Origin of the sequence: Duganella margarita, from assembly GCF_009857535.1 — a bacterium.
Lineage (GTDB): Bacteria > Pseudomonadota > Gammaproteobacteria > Burkholderiales > Burkholderiaceae_D > Rugamonas > Rugamonas margarita.
Map to the genome: position 1 here is coordinate 35972 of NZ_WWCS01000006.1, position 19379 is coordinate 55350.

Sequence of the window (19379 nt, forward strand, 5' to 3'; positions counted from 1 at the left end):
CTATTCGGCTTTGGCTTTTCTTGATGCAGGTTATAAATGCCGCCGTCTAGTCATTTCGGGCTAGGCGGACTATCCGTCATGCCGATTGGCGGCCATCGCCTGCGCGCGTACCCTGACGCCATCCCTACGTGTATCAGGAGAGGCAAAGTGGCAAACAATAACAAGGCAATTCAGGTGCTGGCGAGTAGCACGGCGTCGTTCACGATCTGCTTCGCGATCTGGATGATGTTCGCAGTGCTGGGCATCCCGATCAAGAAAATGCTAGGCCTGAACGAGACCGAATTCGGCCTGCTGGCCGCCATGCCGGTGCTGAGCGGATCGCTGGTGCGGGTCCCGCTGGGCATCTGGTGCGACAAGTACGGCGGCCGCATCGTGTTCTTCCTGCTGATGCTGGCCACGGTGCCGGCGATTTTCATGATTGGCAAGGCCACCGCCTACTGGCAGTTCCTGGTGCTTGGCCTGTTCGTCGGCCTGGCGGGCGGCTCGTTCTCGGTGGGCACGCCGTACGTGGCGCGCTGGTTCTCCAAGGAACGGCGTGGTCTCGCCATGGGCATCTTCGGCGCCGGCAATTCCGGTTCGGCGCTGACCAAGTTCGTCGCTCCGGCCATCATCGCGGCCTGGGGCTGGCAGGCGCTGCCCACCGTGTATGCGGTCGCCATGCTGGTGACGGCGCTGCTGTTCTGGGTGTTCTCGGCCACCGATCCTTCGCACCAGAGCGGCGCCAGCGTGCCGTTCAGCGCGCAAATGAAGGTGCTGAAGGATCGCCGCGTGTGGCGCTACTGCCAGTACTACTCGGTGGTGTTCGGCGGCTATGTCGGCCTGGCGCTGTGGATGACCAAATACTACGTCGGCGAATATGGTTTTGATCTCGGCCTGGCGGCCTTGCTGGCCGCCTGCTTCTCGCTGCCGGGCGGTGTGCTGCGCGCGCTGGGAGGCTGGATCTCGGATCGCTACGGCGCCTACAAGGTCACCTGGTGGGTGATGTGGGTCTGCTGGGTATGTTTCTTCCTGCTGTCGTACCCACCGACCTCGATGATCGTCCAGACCACGCACGGCGAGGTGCATATGAAACTGGCGCTGTCGCCGTGGATGTTCACCGGCCTGCTGTTCGTGGTCGGCACCGCCATGGCGGTGGGCAAGGCCTCGGTGTTCAAATTCATCGCCGACGATTTCAGCGACAACATCGGCGCCGTCTCCGGCGTGGTGGGCCTGGCCGGCGGCCTCGGTGGCTTCATCCTGCCGATCATGTTCGGCGCCTTGCTGGATCTGACCGGCGTGCGCTCCAGCGCCTTCATGCTGCTGTATGGCGCGGTGTGCGTGTCGCTGGTGTGGATGCACTACGCCTTCCAGCCCCAATTGAGTCAACAAGGAGAACTTTGATGAGCAAGTACATGATTAACACGTGGGAGCCCGAAAGCACCGCGTTCTGGGGCAGCGGCGGGCGCGCCACCGCCAACCGCAACCTGTGGATTTCGATTCCCGCGCTGGCGCTGGCTTTCGCGGTGTGGATGGTGTGGAGCGTGGTGGTGGTCAACCTGCCGGCCATCGGCTTCAAATACAGCACCAACCAGCTGTTCTGGCTGACCGCGCTGCCCGGCCTGTCCGGCGCCACGCTGCGCATCTTCTACTCGTTCATGGTGCCGATTTTCGGCGGCCGCAAATGGACCACCATATCCACCGCCTCGCTGCTGATTCCCGCCGTCGGCATCGGCTTTGCGGTCCAGGATATCAACACCGGCTATCCGACCATGCTGATTCTGGCGCTGCTGTGCGGCTTCGGCGGCGGCAATTTCGCCTCGTCGATGGCCAACATCAGCTTCTTCTTTCCGAAAGCGCAGAAGGGCTACGCGCTGGGCATGAACGCCGGCCTGGGCAACCTCGGCGTGTCGGCGGTGCAGTTCGTGGTGCCGCTGGTGATCACCGCCGGCGTGTTCGGCGCCATTGGCGGCGCGCCGCAAGCGGCGCTCAAGGCCGGCGTCAGCACCACCTTGTGGCTGCAGAACGCCGGTTTCATCTGGGTGCCGTTCATCGTCATCAGCAGCCTGCTGGCGTGGTTCGGCATGAACGACCTGGCCTCGGCCAAGGCGTCGTTCGCCGACCAGGCGGTGATCTTCAAGCGCAAGCACAACTGGCTGATGTGCTGGCTCTATACCGGCACCTTCGGCTCCTTCATCGGCTATTCGGCGGCGTTTCCGTTGCTGATCAAGACCCAGTTCCCGGAAGTGAATCCGCTGCAGTACGCCTTCCTCGGCCCCCTGGTCGGTGCGCTGTTCCGCGTCGCCGGCGGTTTCATCGCCGACAGGCTGGGCGGCGCGCGGGTCACGGTGTGGACCTTCGCCGGCATGATCGCTGCCGTGTACGGCGTGATCTCCTTCCTGCCGCATGGCGGCGCGGCCGGCAGCTTCGGCGGCTTCTTCTGGATGTTCATGGCGCTGTTTGCCGGCACCGGCATCGGCAACGCCTCGACCTTCCGCATGATTCCAGTGATCTTCCTGACCGAGCGCCAACGCGCGGCCAGGGGGCTGCCGCAGGCCATGCAGCAGCAGGCCGTGGTCGACGCCAACAAGGAAAGTGCGGCGGTGCTGGGCTTCACGTCGGCGGTGGCGGCGTATGGCGCCTTCTTCATCCCGAAGAGCTATGGCACCTCGATCGCCCTGACCGGCAGCGTGGACGCCGCGCTGTGGTGCTTCATCGGCTTCTACGCCAGCTGCATCGCCATCACCTGGTGGTGCTATGCGCGCAAGAACGCGGCCATGCCTTGCTAAGCGGAGACGCCATATGATCCCGCTGATGCCGTCCGTGGAATTTGACGCCGCACTGGTGCGCAAGCTGAACCAGATGGGGCCACGCTACACCTCCTACCCCACGGCCGACCGCTTCAGCGCCGGCTTCGGCGCGCCGCAGTACCAGGCCGCCGTCGCGCGGCTCGACGCGGCCGGCGGGCAGGCGCCGTTTTCGCTGTACGTGCACATTCCGTTCTGCGAATCGCTGTGCTACTACTGCGGCTGCAACAAGATCATCACGCAGGACCGCGGCAAGTCCGCCGAATACCTGCGTTATCTGGGGCGCGAGATGGCGCTGCAGGCGGCCGTGCTGGGCACGCGGCGCAAGGTCGACCAGCTGCACTTTGGCGGCGGTACGCCGACCTATCTGAGCGACGCCCAGATGGACGGTCTGCTGGCGCAACTGCGCGCCTGTTTCGATTTCGCGCCGGACGAGGAGGGCGAGTTTTCGATCGAGGTCGATCCGCGCACGGTGACGCCGGCGCGCATCGCCACCTTGCGCCGGCAGTGCTTCAACCGCATCAGCCTTGGCATCCAGGACTTTGATCCGGCGGTGCAGCAAGCCGTCAACCGCATCCAGTCCCACCAGCAGACCATGGAGGTGCTGCAGGCCGCGCGCGACAGCGGTTTCCGCTCCATCAGCGTGGACCTGATCTACGGCCTGCCGTTGCAGAGCGTGGCCAGTTTCGGCCCGACGCTGGACAAGGTGGTCGCCGCGCGACCGGACCGCATCGCGGTCTATAACTATGCCCACATGCCGCAGCTGTTCAAGGCGCAGCGCCTGATCCAGGCCGGTGACCTGCCGGACCCGGAAGCCAAGCTGGCCATGCTCGGCCTGTGCATCGAGCGTCTGACGGCGGCAGGTTACGTCTATATCGGCATGGACCATTTCGCGCTGCCGGAAGACGACCTGGCGCGCAGCCAGCGCCAGGGCAGGTTGCAGCGCAACTTCCAGGGCTATTCCACGCACGCCGAAGCGCCGCTGGTGGCGCTAGGCGTCTCCGCCATCAGCGCGGTCGGCAACACCTATGCCCAGAACGAGAAGACGCTCGGCGACTACTACGCGCGGCTGGACGCCGGCGAGCTGCCGATCGCGCGCGGCATCACGCTGAACGACGACGACCTGCTGCGGCGCCAGGTGATCAGCCGCCTGATGTGCGATTTCATCGTCGAATACGATCGCCTGCCGCTGCCCGGGGGTGTGGCGCCGCAGACTTACTTCGCCGCCGAACTGCAGCGCCTGAAGGTGCTGGAGGACGACGGCCTGCTGTGCGCCGGCAGCCGCGGCATCCGGGTGCGCATGCGCGGCCGCCTGCTGATCCGGAACATCTGCATGGCCTTCGACCGCTATCTGCACGATGGACCGCAGCCGGCGCGTTATTCACGCACCATTTGAGGCGTACATGGACAAGGCCAAAATCAAAGTGCAGGATTTCCTGGCCAGGGTGCCGCTGTTTAACTCCATGGGACCGGAAGAACTGAGCCGCATCGCGCTCGGCACCACCGAACTGCGGGTCGAGCGCGGCGGCCAGATTTTCCAGCGCGGCGATCCGTGCGTGGGCTTTCACCAGGTGCTGTACGGGCAGGTCAAGCTGTCGTTTACGTCGGTGAGCGGGGTGGAAAAGGTGATTGAACTGATCGGGCCAGGCCAGAGCTTCGGCGAGGCGCTGATGTTCATGGGCAGCCCCTATATCGTCTCGGCGCAGGCCACCGAGGATACGCTGCTGCTGCACGTGTCCAAGCCGGTGATCTACCGCGAGATCCATCACGATGCGGAATTCGCCTGCAAGATGCTGGCGGGCCTGAGCCAGCGCATGCACTCGCTGATGTGCGACATGGAGTCGTACGCCCTGCGCAGCGGCACCCAGCGCGTGGCCGGCTATCTGCTGAAGGAACTGGGCGAGCCGGGGGACACCGAGCTGACCCTGCCGGTGACCAAGGCGGTGCTGGCCTCGCGCCTGAACCTGACGCCGGAGCATTTCTCGCGCATCCTGGCGGACCTGAGCACGCAGCGCCTGATCGCCTTCAAGGGACGCAGGATCAACATACTTAACGCAGAGGCTTTGCGCGATCATGCAGGATATTGAGAAATTCATCGGTGGTTTCAGCCGCTTCCAGCAGCAGTATTTCAATGACAATCCCGACTTGTACGGCAGTTTGCGCGGCGGCCAGCGTCCGCGCACGCTGCTGATCGGCTGCTGCGATTCGCGCGTCGATCCGGTGCTGCTGACCGGCAGCGACCCGGGCGACATGTTCGTGGTGCGCAATATCGCCAACCTGGTGCCGCCTTGCACGCCGACCGCGTCGGCCGGCGTCAGTTCGGCGATCGAGTTCGCGGTGTGCGAGCTGGAGGTGGAACGCGTGATTGTGCTGGGCCACGCGCGCTGCGGCGGCATCCGCGCGCTGATGGCGCCGCGCCCGCCGCAGCGCGAGACCGATTTTGTCGGCCAGTGGATGCGCATCGCCCAGCCGGTGGCCGAGCGCGTGCGGCGCGACCTGGCGCACCGCAGCAGCGACGAGCAGCACCACGCCTGCGAACTGGCGAGCATCCTGCTCTCGCTGGACAACCTGCTGACCTATCCGTGGCTGAAGCGCCGGGTGGAAGAGGGCAAGCTCAAACTTCACGGTTGGTACTTCGATCTGCAGAGCGGGGCGCTGATGGCGTATTCGGCGCGTCAGCAGCAGTTCCTGCCGCTGGTGTGTCCTCTGCCTGCGGCGCATTGAGGCCGAAGGTGTCCCAGCCCTCGCCGAAGGTTTCGATCGGGTGCTGGGTGCGGTCGGCGCCATTCCCGCAGGCCATGGCGTCGTGCGCGCAATAACGGTCGCACCCCCAGCAGATCAGCTCCGGTCGCGCCGGACGAATCGGAAATGTCTTGGCCATGGCGGCCCCGCTCACGCGTGTTGCAGCAGGTCGCCGCTGCGGTCGAAGGCCAGCAGGCGTTCCAGCTGGCCGTAGCGGATGGCCTTGATCATCTTGCGCAGCGCGGCGTCGGTCTGCTCATTGTCCGGCAGCTGGCTGGCGGTGCCGGACAAGGTGGTCACCAGCAGCACATCCCACTCCTGCCCCATGCGCCTGGCCTCCGCCGCCAGGTTGTCGAAGGTGTCGAGTTCCGCCACCTGCTTGTCGACGCACATGACGGGGACCAGCGTGGTGCGGGCCGGCGCGCCGCCGGCTGCATCGGGTTCCGGTTCGGCGACGGCAAACGTCAGCAGCAGGCGCTGTTGCTGCGGCTGGAGGGCGGCGGCGATCAGCAATTCTTCAAATGTGGCGATATTCATAACGACTCCTGGCGATGGCCGCGCGACGTGGCGGCCCAACCGTATGTATACCGCGCCGCGCGCGGTCTGCCCATGCGCATGAATGACTAGGGCGACTAGTTCTTTTGCCGTCGCCTGATCGGGCAAAACCTGACCTGTGTCATGGATTTTCGGCGCGGCGGCCATGGACAATGGCGCCGCAATGAAAGGAATACACCATGCAGACCATGATCCGACGCCGCCTGGCCTGTGCGCTGGCCACGCTGATTTTCGCCGCTGCGCTGTACGAGGGCGATGGCCCGGCGCGAGCCCATGAAGCGCGGCCCGCCGGCGCGGGCTGCGGCGCCGTGCGTGCGCAGATCCGATATGACAGCGGCCGCACGCTGCGCTATTGCAGCGCTGGCGCCATGTTCGCCCAACTGGCGGCGCAGGAGCAGCCCGGCCGGGTGCTCGCCGCCCAGGTGCTCGATGGCGGCGGCCGCTGGCTGGACGCGCGCCACGCCGTCTATCCGCATGGCGCGCGCCGGCTCGATTATCGCCAGATGCTGGCCGCATGCGCCCGCGCGGCCTGCGACTAGTCATTTAGGACTAGACCGCCTACTCCTTCTCCCTGCGTCGTGCCGCCTTCTTGCCGATTCCCACCGTGCGCCTGCCTCCGTAGACTGATTCCATCGTAGAGTGAGGAGGTAGCATGAGTCATTTTCTGGATCGCCTGAAGTTCTTCAACAAAACCACGTCGACTTTTTCCGACGGCCACGGCGCCGTCGTCAACGAGGACCGCACCTGGGAAAACGCCTATCGCCAGCGCTGGCAGCATGACAAGATCGTGCGTTCCACGCACGGCGTCAACTGCACCGGGTCGTGCAGCTGGAAGGTGTACGTGAAGAATGGCCTGATTACCTGGGAAACCCAGCAAACGGACTATCCGCGCACCCGCCCGGACCTGCCCAACCACGAGCCGCGCGGCTGTCCGCGCGGCGCCAGCTATTCCTGGTACGTGTATTCGGCGCAGCGCGTGAAGTACCCGATGGTGCGCGGCCGGCTAATGGAAATGTGGCGCGACGCGCGCAAGACCATGGACCCGGTGACGGCCTGGGAATACATCAGCCAGGACCCGGAACGCGCGGCGCGCTACAAGTCCATCCGCGGCCTGGGCGGCTTTGTGCGCGCCAGCTGGGACGAATCCAATGAGATGATCGCCGCCGCCAACGCGCTGACGATCAAAAAGTATGGGCCGGACCGCATCGTCGGGTTCTCGCCGATTCCGGCCATGTCGATGGTCAGCTACGCGGCCGGCACGCGCTACCTGTCGCTGATCGGCGGCGTGGCGCTGAGCTTCTACGACTGGTACTGCGACCTGCCGCCGGCCAGCCCGCAGGTATGGGGCGAACAGACCGACGTGCCGGAATCGGCCGACTGGTACAACTCTACCTACCTGATGGTGTGGGGTTCCAACGTGCCGATGACGCGCACCCCCGACGCGCACTTTTACACCGAGGTGCGCTACAAGGGCACCAAGACGGTGGCGGTGTCGTCGGACTTCGGCGAGATGGCCAAGTTCGGCGACATCTGGCTGGCGCCCAAGCAGGGCACCGACGCCGCGCTGGCGATGGCGATGGGCCATGTGATCCTGACGGAGTACCACAGCGCGCAGCAGTCGCAGTATTTCAAGGAATACGCCAAGCAGTACACCGACTTCCCGATGCTGGTACTGTTGAAAGAGCAGAACGGCGTGCTGGCGCCGGAATACTTCCTGCGCGCGTCGCACCTGGCCAACAATCTGGATGAGACCAATAACCCGGACTGGAAAACGCTGGTGATCGACGGGGCCACCGGCCGCATCGTCGCGCCGGCCGGTTCGATCGGCTTCCGCTGGGGCGAGTCGGGCAAATGGAATCTGGAGATGAAGGAGGGCGGCAACAACGCGCCGGTCGATCCGCAACTGTCGCTGCTGGGCAGCAGCGACGACGTGCTGGCGGTCGGTTTCCCTTACTTCGGCGGCAAGGATGCCAGCGATATGCTGCTGCGGAACGTGCCGGTCAAGCGCCTGACGCTGGCCGACGGCAGCAGCGCGCTGGTGGCCACCGTGTTCGACCTGACCATGGCCAACTATGGCGTCGACCGCGGCCTCGGCGGCGGCAATGTCGCCGCCAGCTATGGGGACGACGTGCCGTACACGCCGGCCTGGCAGGAAAAGCACACCGGCGTCAAGGCCGCCGATGTCATCACCGTGGCGCGCCAGTTCGCCGAGAACGCCGACAAGACGCGCGGCAAGAGCATGGTGATTGTCGGCGCGGCGCTGAATCACTGGTATCACATGGACATGACCTATCGCGGCATCATCAACATGCTGATGATGTGCGGCTGCATCGGCCAGTCGGGCGGCGGCTGGGCGCACTATGTGGGCCAGGAGAAGCTGCGGCCGCAAACCGGCTGGACGCCGCTGGCCTTCGCGCAGGACTGGAACCGTCCGATGCGCCAGATGAACGGCACCTCCTTCTTCTACAACCACACCAGCCAGTGGCGTCATGAAAAGCTGCACACCGAGGAGATCGCGTCGCCGCTGGCCGGCGCCGATGTCGCGCCCATGACGCTGCTGGACTACAACGCCAAGGCCGAGCGCCTGGGCTGGTTGCCGTCAGCGCCGCAGCTGCAAACCAACCCGCTGGAGGTGACGCGCGCCGCCGCCGCCGCCGGCGTCAAGCCGGTCGACTATGCGGTCGACCAGATCCGCCAGGGCAAGCTGGAGTTCTCCTGCGACGACCCGGACCACCCGGCCAACTTCCCGCGCAATATGTTCGTCTGGCGCTCCAACATCCTGGGCAGTTCGGGCAAGGGCCACGAATACTTCCTGAAGTATTTGCTGGGCACCCAGAACGCGCTGATGAGCGACGAGGACAACTGCATCAAGCCGGCCCATGTCAAGGTGCGTCCGGCCGTCGAGGGCAAGCTCGATCTGCTGGTGGTGCTGGACTTCCGCATGTCCACCACCTGCCTGTACGGCGATATCGTGCTGCCGACCGCCACCTGGTACGAGAAGGACGACCTCAATACCTCGGACATGCATCCCTTCATCCATCCGCTGTCGGAGGCCGTGCAGCCGCTGTGGCAATCGCGCTCGGACTGGGAAATCTACAAGGGCATCGCCAAAAAATTCGAGGAAATCGGCGGCGCCTATCTCGGCACGCAGCAGGACATCGTGCTCACGCCGCTGATGCACGACACGCCGGGAGAGCTGGGCCAGCCATTCGACCCGAAAGACTGGCGCGCCGGCGAATGCGAGCCGGTTCCCGGCAAGACCATGCCCAACTTCACGGTGGTGGAGCGCGACTATACGCAGATCTACCAGAAGTTCACGTCGATCGGCCCGTTGCTGGAATCGATCGGCAACGGCGGTAAGGGCATCAGCTGGAAGACCGGCCACGAAGTCGACGTCCTGCGCGGCATCAACCGCACGGTGCTCGACGAAGGCGTCGCCAAGGGCCAGCCGCGCCTCGATACCGCCATCGATGCGGCCGAGATGATTCTGTCGCTGGCGCCGGAAACCAACGGCCACGTGGCGGTCAAGGCGTGGGATGCGCTGTCGAAGATCACGGGCCGCGACCACACCCACCTGGCGCTGCCGCGTGAACACGACACGATCCGCTTCCGCGACGTCCAGGCGCAGCCGCGCAAGATCATCTCGTCACCGACGTGGTCCGGACTGGAGTCGGAGGAAGTCAGCTACAACGCCTGCTATACCAACGTGCATGAGCTGATCCCATGGCGCACGCTGACGGGCCGCCAGCAGTTCTACCAGGATCACCGCTGGATGCGCGATTTCGGCGAGGGCTTCTGCGTCTACAAGCCGGCCATCAATACCAAGACCACCACCGCGATGCTGGGGGCCAAGCCGAACGGCAACAAGGAAATCGCACTCAACTTCATCACGCCGCACCAGAAGTGGGGTATCCACTCCACCTACTCGGACAACCTGCGCATGTTGACGCTGTCGCGCGGCGGTCCTCATGTGTGGCTGTCGGAGGTGGATGCGCAGGCGGCCGGCATTGTGGACAACGACTGGATCGAGGTCTTCAACGTCAACGGCACGCTGACCGCCCGCGCCATCGTCAGCCAGCGCGTGCCGGAGGGGATGACGCTGATGTACCACGCGCAGGAGAAGATCATCAACGTGCCCGGCTCCGAGCAGTCGGGCAAGCGCGGCGGCATCCACAATTCGGTGACGCGCGCCGTCACCAAGCCGACCCACATGATCGGTGGCTATGCGCAGCTGTCGTGGGGCTTCAACTACTACGGCACGGTGGGCTCCAACCGCGACGAATTCGTCCTGGTGCGCAAGATGAACAAGGTGGATTGGCTGGAAGGCCCTTTGAAAGAAGAACGGGAGTAAGACAATGAAAATCAGAGCGCAAATCGGCATGGTGCTGAACCTGGACAAGTGTATCGGTTGCCACACCTGTTCGGTCACCTGCAAGAACGTCTGGACCAGCCGCGACGGCGTTGAATACGCATGGTTCAATAACGTGGAAACCAAACCCGGTATCGGCTATCCGAAGCACTGGGAAGACCAGAACAAGTGGAACGGCGGCTGGCGCCGCACCGGCAGCGGCAAGATCGAGCCGCGCCAGGGCAGCCGCCTGAAGATCCTGGCCCAGATCTTCGCCAATCCCAACCTGCCGAACATCGACGAGTACTACGAGCCGTTCACCTACGACTACGAGCGCTTGCAGAACGCGCCGCTGGTGGAGACGCCGCCCACCGCGCGTCCGGTTTCGGTCATCACCGGCAAGAAGATGGACAAGATCGAGTGGGGGCCGAATTGGGAAGATGACCTGGGCGGCGAGTTCGCCCAGCGCAGCAAGGACACGCTGTTTGAGAACGTGCAGAAGGAGATATACGGCACCTTCGAAAACACCTTCATGATGTATCTGCCGCGTCTTTGCGAGCATTGTCTCAATCCGACCTGCGTAGCGTCGTGCCCATCGGGCTCGGTGTACAAGCGCGAAGACGACGGCATTGTGCTGATCGACCAGGACAAGTGCCGCGGCTGGCGCATGTGCATCTCCGGCTGCCCGTACAAGAAGATCTACTACAACTGGTCTTCCGGCAAGGCGGAGAAGTGCACCTTCTGCTATCCGCGCATCGAAGCCGGCCAGCCTACCGTGTGCTCGGAGACGTGCGTGGGGCGCATTCGCTACCTCGGCGTGTTGCTGTATGACGCAGACAAGATCGAAGCCGCGGCGTCGGTGGCGGATCCGCGCGACCTGTATCCGTCGCAACTGGGCCTGTTCCTCGATCCGCACGACCCCGAGGTGATCGAGGAGGCGCGCCGCCAGGGCATTCCCGACTCGTGGCTGGAGTCGGCCAAGCGTTCGCCGGTGTACAAGATGGCGGTGGAGTGGAAGGTGGCGTTCCCGCTGCATCCGGAATACCGCACGCTGCCGATGGTGTGGTACATCCCGCCGCTGTCGCCGATCCAGGCCGCCGCCGAATCGGGCCGCATGGGCAGGAACGGCATCCTGCCGGACACGCAAAGCCTGCGCATCCCGGTGCAGTACCTGGCCAACCTGCTCACGGCCGGCGACCAGCCGCCCATCATCAAGGCGCTGGACCGCATGCTGGCGATGCGCGCCTACATGCGCAGCAAGAGCGTGGAGGGCGTGCCGGACCTCGAAGTGCTCAAGCAGGTCGGGCTGGACGCCGCCACGGTCGAGGACATGTATCACATCATGGCCATCGCCAATTATGAAGACCGCTTCGTCATCCCGAGCAGCCATAAGGAGATGGCGGAGGACAGCTTCAACGACAAGGGCAGTTGCGGGTTCACCTTCGGTAACGGCTGTTCGGATGGCGTGAGCGACGCCAGCCTGTTCGGCAAACGCAAACACGGTTCGGAGATCTTCATGATGATGCCGAAGTCGCGCAAGAAAAAATCCGGCAACGAGGAGAACACAGATGTCTGACCAAGGCTACCTGGTGCTGTCGGCACTGCTGCAGTATCCCGAGGCTGAGCTGGTGGCGGAGCAGGCGGCGCTGAACCAGCTGCTGCTGGAGAAGCTGCCGGCATGGCACGCGCCGCTGCAAGGCCTGTTCGCCCACCTCGGCGGCACGCCGCTGATCGATCTGCAGCAGCAGTACGTGATGACCTTCGACCGCAATCCGGCGCACTCGCTGCACCTGTTCGAGCATATCCACGGCGAGTCGCGCGACCGCGGGCAGGCGATGGTGGACCTGCTGGCGGAATATCGCCGCCATGGCCTGCAAATGGTCGGCAATGACCTGCCGGACTACGTGCCGCTGTTCCTGGAATTCCTGTCGCAGCAGGACAGCGAAAACGCCGCGCGCCTGCTGGGCGACGCCATTCACGTGCTGGCCCACATCGGCCGCAAGCTGCGCGCCAACGGCAGTCCGTACGCCTGCGTGTTCGACGTGCTGCAGGCGCAGACGCCGGTGCAGGCGGAGGAACTGAGCGGCCCGCCGGTGCGCGACATGGACGAAGCGCTGGAAACCTTCGGCCCCGGCGCCGATGGCATCGAGCCGCTGCTCAAGCCGATGCCGCTGGCCGCCGGCGGCACCCATCCGATCAATTTCTACCCCAAGGCGGCAGCGCCGCAGCATCAATGAAGGAGTGGCCATGAACTACCTGAATCAATTTTTGTTCGGGATTTATCCCTACCTCGCGCTCGCGGTCTTCTTCCTCGGCAGCCTGATACGCTTCGACCGCGAGCAGTACACCTGGAAGTCGGAATCGAGCCAGACCCTCAACACCGGCATGCTGCGCCTGGGCAGCCCGCTGTTCCACGTTGGCGTGCTTGGCCTGTTCTTCGGCCATGCCGCCGGCCTGCTGACGCCCGTGTGGGTGTGGGATGCGCTGGGCGTGAGCCACAGCGTCAAGCAACTGGTGGCGATGACCGCCGGCGGCATCATGGGTTCCATGTGCCTGCTGGGTCTCCTGATGCTGCTGGCACGCCGCTTCGGTAATGAGCGCGTGCGCGTCCGCAGCACCTTCAAGGACAAGCTGGTGCTGCTTTGGCTGCTGGCGACGCTGCTGCTTGGCCTATCGTCGATCGTCGTGTCGGCCGGCCACCTGGACGGCCACATGATGGTGCTGCTGATGACGTGGGCCCAGCATATCGTCACCTTCCGCGGCGACGCCGCCGGCTTCATTGAAACGGCGCCGCTGATCTTCAAGCTGCACCTGTTCATGGGCATATCGCTGTTTGTGATCTTCCCGTTCACCCGCCTGGTGCATGTGTGGAGCGGCTTCGGCGCGGTGACCTACCTGGCCCGCGCTTATCAACTGGTGCGTTCGCGCTAAGGAGTACGACATGGGTATCGCAGTCAACGGCGTGGACATCAACGACAGCGCCGTCGAAGCGGAAATCGCACATCATCAGCAGGCCGGCAATCCGCTGCGCGATGCGGTGCACGAGGTGGTGCTGCGGCGCGTGCTGTTGGACGAGGCGGCGCGGCTGGGCATCGCGGCAGGCACCGACGACGACCGCATCGAGGCGTTGTTCGCGCGCGAGGTGGTGGTGCCGCAGGCCGACGACGACGCCTGCCTGCGCTATTACCTGGGCCAGGCCGCGCGGTTCCGCAGCGGCGACCTGATGGAGGCGCGCCATATCCTGTTCCAGGTGACGCCGTCGGCGCCGCTGGAACTGCTGCGGCAGACGGCCGAGTCGATCCTGGCCGCATTGCAGGCGCAGCCCGAGCGCTTCGCCGAACTGGCGGCGCAGTATTCCAACTGCCTGTCCGGCGCCATCGGCGGCAGCCTGGGTCAGCTGGCGCGCGGCCAGTGCGTGCCGGAGTTCGACGAGCTGCTGTTCCGGTTGCAGCCGGGCGAGCTGTCCGGCCGCCTGCTGGAAACCCGTTTCGGCCTGCACATCGTACAGGCGCAGCGGCGGGTGGACGGGGACGTGATTCCGTTCGCCACCGTCAAGCCGCAAATCGCCGATGCCTTGCAGCGCCAGTCCTGGCAGCGCGCACTGCACCAATACCTGCATATTCTGGTGGGCCGCGCCGAGATCGAGGGCGTGGAGCTGGAAGGCGCGCAATCGCCGCTGGTGCAATGATGTTAAGCGATCGCTTTGGGCGAAGCATCGACTATCTGCGGGTATCGGTGACGGATCGCTGCGATCTGCGCTGCACCTACTGCATGCCCAGGGACTTCAAGGGCTACGAGGATCCGCCGGACTGGCTCAGTTTCGCCGAGATCGAGCGCGTGGTGGCGGCTTTCGCCCGCCTTGGCACCTCGCGCGTGCGGCTGACCGGTGGCGAACCGCTGACCCGCCGCAATCTGCCGCAGCTGGCGACGCGGCTGTCGTCCCTGCCGGGTGTGCGCGACCTGTCGCTGTCGACCAATGGCACGCGGCTGGCGCGCCACGCCGAAGCCTTGCGGGCGGCCGGCATCAGCCGCGTCAACGTCAGCCTCGATACGCTGGACCGCAACTGCATGGCCAGCATCACGGGGCGCGACTGCCTGCCGCTGGTGCTGCAGGGTTTGCAGGCTGCGAAGGCGGCCGGGCTGGCGCCGATCAAGATCAATATGGTGGCCATGCGCGGCGTGAACGACGCGGAGATCGACGCCATGGCGGAATTTTGCATCGCGCAGCAGTTCATGCTGCGGCTGATCGAAGTCATGCCGATGGGGGAGACCGGCCAGAATACGGCCTATCTCAACCTTGGCCCGGTCCAGCGCCGGCTGGCGGACAAGTTCAACCTCCAGCCCCAGGCGCTGGAACTGGGCGGCGGTCCGGCGCGCTACTGGGCGACGGCGGACGGGCACGCCAGCATCGGCTACATCACGCCGCTGTCGCAGCACTTCTGCGCCACCTGCAACCGCGTGCGCTTGTCGGTGGACGGCAGCTTGTACCTGTGCCTCGGGCAGGAGCGCCAATATCCGCTGCGCCCTCTGCTGCGCGCGGGCGCCAGCGATGCGCAGCTGGAGCAGGCCATCCGCGAGGCGATCGAACTGAAACCGCAGGAGCACGATTTTGGCCGCCAGCCGGAAAAGATCGTCCGCTTCATGTCGCAGACGGGTGGCTGAGCCGCGCGTGTATACTAGCGCCGTTGAGAACCGGAGAGACCATTGAAACCTGCATTGTTCGCAAGCTGGCAAAAGCTGTCGACCCGTATCGTCGGGCTGTTGCTGAGTTTTCTGGCGGTGGCGCTGCTGGTGATCGGCTCGACGCTGCTGCTGTCTTGGCAGCTCGAAGGCAGCGCGGCCGCCATCAACGTGGCCGGCAGCCTGCGCATGGAAAGCTACAAGCTGGCGATGCTGGCCGGACGGGCGACCGACGGCGCCGATCATGCCAACGCCGTCGAACGCCTGCGCGCGCAGGTGCGGCGCATCGACGGCACGCTCGACCTGCTGGAAAAGGGCGATCCGCAAAGGCCGCTGTTCCTGCCGCCCACCGCCGCCATTCGCGACGTCTACGCCGGGGTGCAGCAGGAATGGCGCACGGCGCTGGTGCCGCCGGTGCGCGCCTTGATGACACCCGAACCGTCGCCTGCCGGCGCCTCATACGCGGTGCAACAGCTCACCGAGCGCTTCGTGCTGCGGGTGGACCATCTGGTGCAGCGCATTGAGCGCGACAGCGAACGGCGCACTTTCTGGTTGCGCGCTTCGCAACTGACGCTGCTGGCCCTGGCGCTGATCGGCACCATCAGCATCATCTACCTGTTGTTCGACATGATCGTGGCGCCCGTTACGCGGCTGCAGGGCGGCCTGGAACGCATGCGTGAAAAGGACTTCGGCGTGCGCCTGCCGGTCGAGAGCAACGACGAATTCGGCATGCTGGCGCACGGCTTCAACCAGATGGCGGACAAGCTGCAAGACTCCTACGCCAACCTGGAACAGCGGGTTTATCTCAAAACCTCGGAGCTGGAGCAGCAGAACCGTGAGCTGGCGCTGTTGTACGATAGCGCCTCCTTCTTGCAGCAGCCGCAGTCGGCGGAGGCGATGTGCGAGGGCTTCCTGCAGCGCATCAGCGAATATTTCGGCGCCGACGGCGGTTCGGTGCGGGTGCTGGATCCGAACCGCAACAACGTCCATATGCTGGTCCACCAGGGCATGTCCGAAAAGCTGGTCGAGTCGGAGCGCTGCCTGAAGGTGGGGGATTGCCTGTGCGGCGAGGCGGTGGTCAGTAAGCTGGCCGTGATTCACGACTTGCGGCGGCACCAGGATAGCCACAACCTGCAATGCCACCGCGAAGGTTTTTCCACGATTTCGATCTTCCATATTTTCGCGCAGCGCCAGTACCTCGGCTTCTTCAATCTGCACTTCCGCAAGACCGTCGGGTTTACCGCCGCGCAAACGGCGCTGCTGGAGACGCTGGGCCAACTGCTCGGCACCGCGATCGAGAACCAGCGCCTGCAGGTGCGCGAGCGCGAGCTGGCCATCTCCGAGGAACGCAACCTGGTGGCGCAAGGACTGCACGACAGCATTGCCCAGGGCCTTAACTTCCTCAACCTGCAAGTGCAGATGCTGGAGCAGTCGCTCAAACAGCAGCGTTTCGATGAAGTGGAGAGCATCGTGCCGATGCTGCGCGCGGGCGTCGACGAGAGCTACCAGGATGTGCGCGAACTGCTGCACAACTTCCGTACCCGCCTGCAGGAAGGCACGCTGGTGTCGTCCCTGGAAACCGTGGTCGACAAGTTCCGCCGCCAGAGCGGCATCGCGGTGGATTTCGAGGCCGACGGCGATGGCGCACCGTTCCCGCGCGAGCATCAGCTGCAATTGCTGTTCATCGTGCAGGAGGCGCTGTCCAATGTGCGCAAACACGCTGCGGCCGGCCGGGTGACGATACACCTGGCGGACCGGCAGGACTTCACGCTCAGCATCAGGGACAACGGCCAGGGCTTCGACATGGGCAGGCTGGAAACGCTGGGCGAATCCCACGTGGGCATCAACATCATGCGCGAACGCGCGCAGCGTATCGAGGCGCAGTTGCACCTCAAATCGGCGGCGGGCGAGGGCACGGAAGTGGTGCTGCACCTGCCGCGCGCGCAGCGCCGCGCCGCATAACAAAGGAAAAATATGGAAGACACTATCACCGTGCTGCTGGTGGACGATCACACCCTGTTCCGCAGCGGCATACGCTCGCTATTGCAGCGCAGTCCCGAGTTTTCCGTGGTGGGCGAGGCGGCCGACGGCTTCGAGGGCGTGAAACGCGCGCAGCAGCTCAAGCCGCAGGTGATCCTGCTGGACCTGAACATGCCCGGCATGTCCGGCGTCGAGACGCTGCAGATGATGCGCCAGGACAGCCCGGATAGCGCGATCGTGATGCTCACCGTGTCGGAAGATGCGGAAGACCTGAGCACTGCGCTCAAGGCCGGCGCCAGCGGCTACCTGCTGAAGAATATCGACACCGACTACCTGACGCGCGCTATCCGACGTGCGGCGGCCGGCGAAACCGTGGTGGCGGAGGCGATGACGGCCAAGCTGGTGGCGCAGCTGCAAAGCGGTACGGCGGCGCCGGTGGCGTCCGAGCTGGATAAGCTGACGCCGCGCGAACGCGAAATCCTCGACTGCCTGGCGCGCGGCGAAAGCAACAAGGGGATCGCCCGCATCCTCGATCTGGCCGAAAGCACGGTCAAGATTCACGTGCAGAGCGTGCTGAAAAAACTGAAGCTGAGCAGCCGCGTGCAGGCGGCCGTGTTCGCGGTTGAACACCGCAGGCAAAACGGCGCCTGAAGCGCCGCCGCTGAAAAATCAACCGCCGCAGCAACCGCCACAGCAAGTGCCGGGTTTCCGGGCTGCTTCGCCGGCCGCCACGGCGGGATAGCCGGCTGCGGTCAGTCCGCGCATGAGCATGTGCGGCGAGACCAGCGACTCATCGAGCTGCACGCTGGCCAGACCGTCGCGCAACGATACGCGCACGTCGCTGACGCCGTCGATATTGGTTAACAACTGGGCGATACGGTCGGCGCAACCCTCGCCCTCCATGCCGTCGATAGTGAGTACAGCGGTTTGCATGGCAGTCCTTTCTAAATGATGAGACAACAGCGCTAGCCTAGCGCAGCCCGGGCGTGTCTGCGGCAGGTATTTCTGGATTTCTTGATCTAGGTTATGAATATCCGGCGAGCCGCTTCACTGGTAGCCCAACAGCGCGGAAAATGGCGGAACACACACAGGAAGACCATCATGACACTGCTCCGTATCGAAGAACCCAGGCCACCGCTGGACGGCCATCCCTTATGGCGGCTGGGCTTCCGGCCATTCTACCTGGTGGCGGCGGTGTTTTCCGCGCTGGCCATCCCGCTGTGGATGGCGCAGTATTTCGGCTTGCTGCCGCAAGGTCTCAACGTCGGCTTCATGTGGCACATGCACGAAATGGTGTTCGGCATGGCCGCTGCGGTGGTGGTCGGCTTCCTTTATACGGCCGGCTACAACTGGACCGGCTTGTGGACACCGGTGCGCGGCCGCCTGGCGGCGCTGGTGGCGCTGTGGCTGGCCGGCCGCATCGCGATGCTGGCCGCGCCGCCGCTGGCCGCCGCCATCGTCGACTGGCTGTTTCTGCCCGCCGCCGCGTGGCCGCTGTTCCGCGTGATGCAAAAGGCGAACAACCGGCGCAACTACTTTCTGGTCGTGCTGCTTGGCCTGATGGCGCTGGCCAATGCGGTGTTCCATGCGATCTCGCTCGGCTGGCTGGCCGCAGCGCCGGCAGCGCCGGTGCAGGCGGCGATTCTGATGATCGTGATGATGGAGGCGGCCATCGGCACCCGCATCATTCCGATGTTCACCCGTAACGGCGCGCCCGGCACTGCGCCGCGGGTGCAGCCGAAACTGGACAAGGTGTGCCTGCTGCTGCTGGCCGCAGCGGCGGTCAGCTGGATCGCCGGCTTGTCCAACTGGCTTTTTGTACCGATTGCATTGGTGGTGGCGGCGTTGGTGCTGCTGCGCCTGTGGCGCTGGCAGGCCCTGCGCACGTTGTCGGTCCCGCTGTTATGGATCATGCACCTGTCCTATGCCTGGATCGCCGCAGGGCTGGTGCTGCTGGTGTTGGCGCGCTGGCAGCTGGTGAGCGCGAGCGCCGGGTTCCATGCGCTGACGGTGGGTTCGATGGCCGGCCTGATACTGGGCATGATGACGCGCACCGCGCTGGGACATACCGGCCGGCCGCTGAAGGCCGGCCGCGCCGAGCGCCTGATGTTCGCGCTGATCCAGTTGAGTGCTGCGGCGCGCGTGGCGTCCGCGCTCGGTTACGATACGCCGCATGGCGTACTGCTGATTGTCAGCGCCGCGTGCTGGACCACCGCCTTCCTGGCCTACGGCATCGCGTACATCCCTTATCTGTCGCGCGCCCGTGCGGACGGCAAGCCCGGATAGAATCG

The 19379-nt window shown here is 64.8% G+C and carries 18 protein-coding genes; 15 read left to right on the forward strand and 3 right to left on the reverse strand.

The features are described 5' to 3' along the window. Positions 1 to 174 precede the first annotated feature (174 nt). Genes GTP55_RS11110 through GTP55_RS11130 form a run of 5 tightly spaced genes read left to right on the forward strand, consistent with a single transcriptional unit; the run spans position 175 to position 5507 of the window. On the forward strand, positions 175 to 1380 hold the full coding sequence (locus GTP55_RS11110) for an MFS transporter (protein ID WP_161045255.1): 1206 nt from the start codon (positions 175 to 177) through the stop codon (positions 1378 to 1380). Then, a complete protein-coding gene (locus tag GTP55_RS11115; RefSeq protein WP_161045005.1) occupies positions 1380 to 2765 on the forward strand; it encodes a NarK family nitrate/nitrite MFS transporter in 1386 nt (461 codons plus the stop codon). The genes GTP55_RS11110 and GTP55_RS11115 overlap by 1 nt, the downstream gene beginning before the upstream one ends. Positions 2766 to 2778: 13 nt before the next feature. Continuing rightward, entirely contained in the window at positions 2779 to 4179 is a 1401-nt protein-coding gene (gene hemN / locus GTP55_RS11120; RefSeq protein ID WP_161045006.1) for an oxygen-independent coproporphyrinogen III oxidase, read from the forward strand. A 7-nt stretch (positions 4180 to 4186) separates the two neighbouring features. After that, positions 4187 to 4870 carry a Crp/Fnr family transcriptional regulator gene (locus GTP55_RS11125; protein WP_161045007.1) on the forward strand — a complete coding sequence of 228 codons (684 nt, stop codon included), beginning with the start codon at positions 4187 to 4189 and terminating at the stop codon, positions 4868 to 4870. Beyond that, positions 4857 to 5507 (forward strand): carbonic anhydrase, encoded by a 651-nt coding sequence (locus GTP55_RS11130; RefSeq protein WP_161045008.1) that lies wholly within the window; start codon positions 4857 to 4859, stop codon positions 5505 to 5507. The genes GTP55_RS11125 and GTP55_RS11130 overlap by 14 nt, the downstream gene beginning before the upstream one ends. Here the strand turns inward: GTP55_RS11130 and GTP55_RS11135 are convergent. Together GTP55_RS11135 and GTP55_RS11140 are read right to left on the reverse strand one after the other, a co-directional pair. After that, positions 5398 to 5664, reverse strand: a complete 267-nt coding sequence (locus GTP55_RS11135; protein WP_161045009.1) for a DUF3079 domain-containing protein — start codon at positions 5662 to 5664, stop codon at positions 5398 to 5400. The two genes, GTP55_RS11130 and GTP55_RS11135, sit on opposite strands and share 110 nt — an antisense overlap. 11 nt (positions 5665 to 5675) lie before the next feature. After that, a complete protein-coding gene (locus GTP55_RS11140; RefSeq protein ID WP_161045010.1) occupies positions 5676 to 6062 on the reverse strand; it encodes a hypothetical protein in 387 nt (128 codons plus the stop codon). Positions 6063 to 6259: 197 nt separating this feature from the next. Here GTP55_RS11140 and GTP55_RS11145 point away from each other — a divergent pair, with 197 nt between their 5' ends. The 9 genes from GTP55_RS11145 to narL all read left to right on the forward strand — a co-directional run bounded on the left by GTP55_RS11145 (position 6260) and on the right by narL (position 17739). Beyond that, the gene (locus GTP55_RS11145; RefSeq protein ID WP_202423658.1) at positions 6260 to 6619 is read left to right on the forward strand and encodes a hypothetical protein; all 360 of its coding nucleotides are present in this window, start codon (positions 6260 to 6262) and stop codon (positions 6617 to 6619) included. Positions 6620 to 6732: 113 nt separating this feature from the next. Then, complete coding sequence (locus GTP55_RS11150; RefSeq protein WP_161045011.1) at positions 6733 to 10431, forward strand: nitrate reductase subunit alpha; 3699 nt, start codon at positions 6733 to 6735, stop codon at positions 10429 to 10431. Positions 10432 to 10435: 4 nt separating this feature from the next. Further along, positions 10436 to 12004 carry a nitrate reductase subunit beta gene (narH, locus tag GTP55_RS11155; RefSeq protein ID WP_161045012.1) on the forward strand — a complete coding sequence of 523 codons (1569 nt, stop codon included), beginning with the start codon at positions 10436 to 10438 and terminating at the stop codon, positions 12002 to 12004. Continuing rightward, positions 11997 to 12665, forward strand: a complete 669-nt coding sequence (narJ, locus tag GTP55_RS11160) for a nitrate reductase molybdenum cofactor assembly chaperone (protein ID WP_161045013.1) — start codon at positions 11997 to 11999, stop codon at positions 12663 to 12665. Before narH ends, narJ begins: the two co-directional genes overlap by 8 nt. Positions 12666 to 12675: 10 nt before the next feature. Continuing rightward, on the forward strand, positions 12676 to 13359 hold the full coding sequence (narI, locus tag GTP55_RS11165; protein WP_161045014.1) for a respiratory nitrate reductase subunit gamma: 684 nt from the start codon (positions 12676 to 12678) through the stop codon (positions 13357 to 13359). A 10-nt stretch (positions 13360 to 13369) separates the two neighbouring features. Further along, positions 13370 to 14116: a peptidylprolyl isomerase gene (locus GTP55_RS11170; protein WP_161045015.1), complete on the forward strand. Its 747-nt coding sequence runs from the start codon at positions 13370 to 13372 to the stop codon at positions 14114 to 14116. Next, entirely contained in the window at positions 14116 to 15090 is a 975-nt protein-coding gene (gene moaA / locus GTP55_RS11175) for a GTP 3',8-cyclase MoaA (RefSeq protein ID WP_161045256.1), read from the forward strand. Before GTP55_RS11170 ends, moaA begins: the two co-directional genes overlap by 1 nt. A gap of 42 nt (positions 15091 to 15132) precedes the next feature. Beyond that, entirely contained in the window at positions 15133 to 17070 is a 1938-nt protein-coding gene (locus GTP55_RS11180) for a type IV pili methyl-accepting chemotaxis transducer N-terminal domain-containing protein (RefSeq protein WP_161045016.1), read from the forward strand. Between the two features lie 12 nt (positions 17071 to 17082). Continuing rightward, positions 17083 to 17739, forward strand: coding sequence for a two-component system response regulator NarL (narL, locus tag GTP55_RS11185; protein ID WP_161045017.1), 657 nt, complete (start codon positions 17083 to 17085; stop codon positions 17737 to 17739). A gap of 18 nt (positions 17740 to 17757) precedes the next feature. Here narL and GTP55_RS11190 read toward each other — a convergent pair whose 3' ends face one another. After that, complete coding sequence (locus GTP55_RS11190; protein WP_161045018.1) at positions 17758 to 18021, reverse strand: heavy-metal-associated domain-containing protein; 264 nt, start codon at positions 18019 to 18021, stop codon at positions 17758 to 17760. Between the two features lie 168 nt (positions 18022 to 18189). Between GTP55_RS11190 and GTP55_RS11195 the strand changes: the two genes are divergently transcribed. After that, positions 18190 to 19374 (forward strand): NnrS family protein, encoded by a 1185-nt coding sequence (locus tag GTP55_RS11195; RefSeq protein WP_161045019.1) that lies wholly within the window; start codon positions 18190 to 18192, stop codon positions 19372 to 19374. Positions 19375 to 19379: the final 5 nt, after the last annotated feature.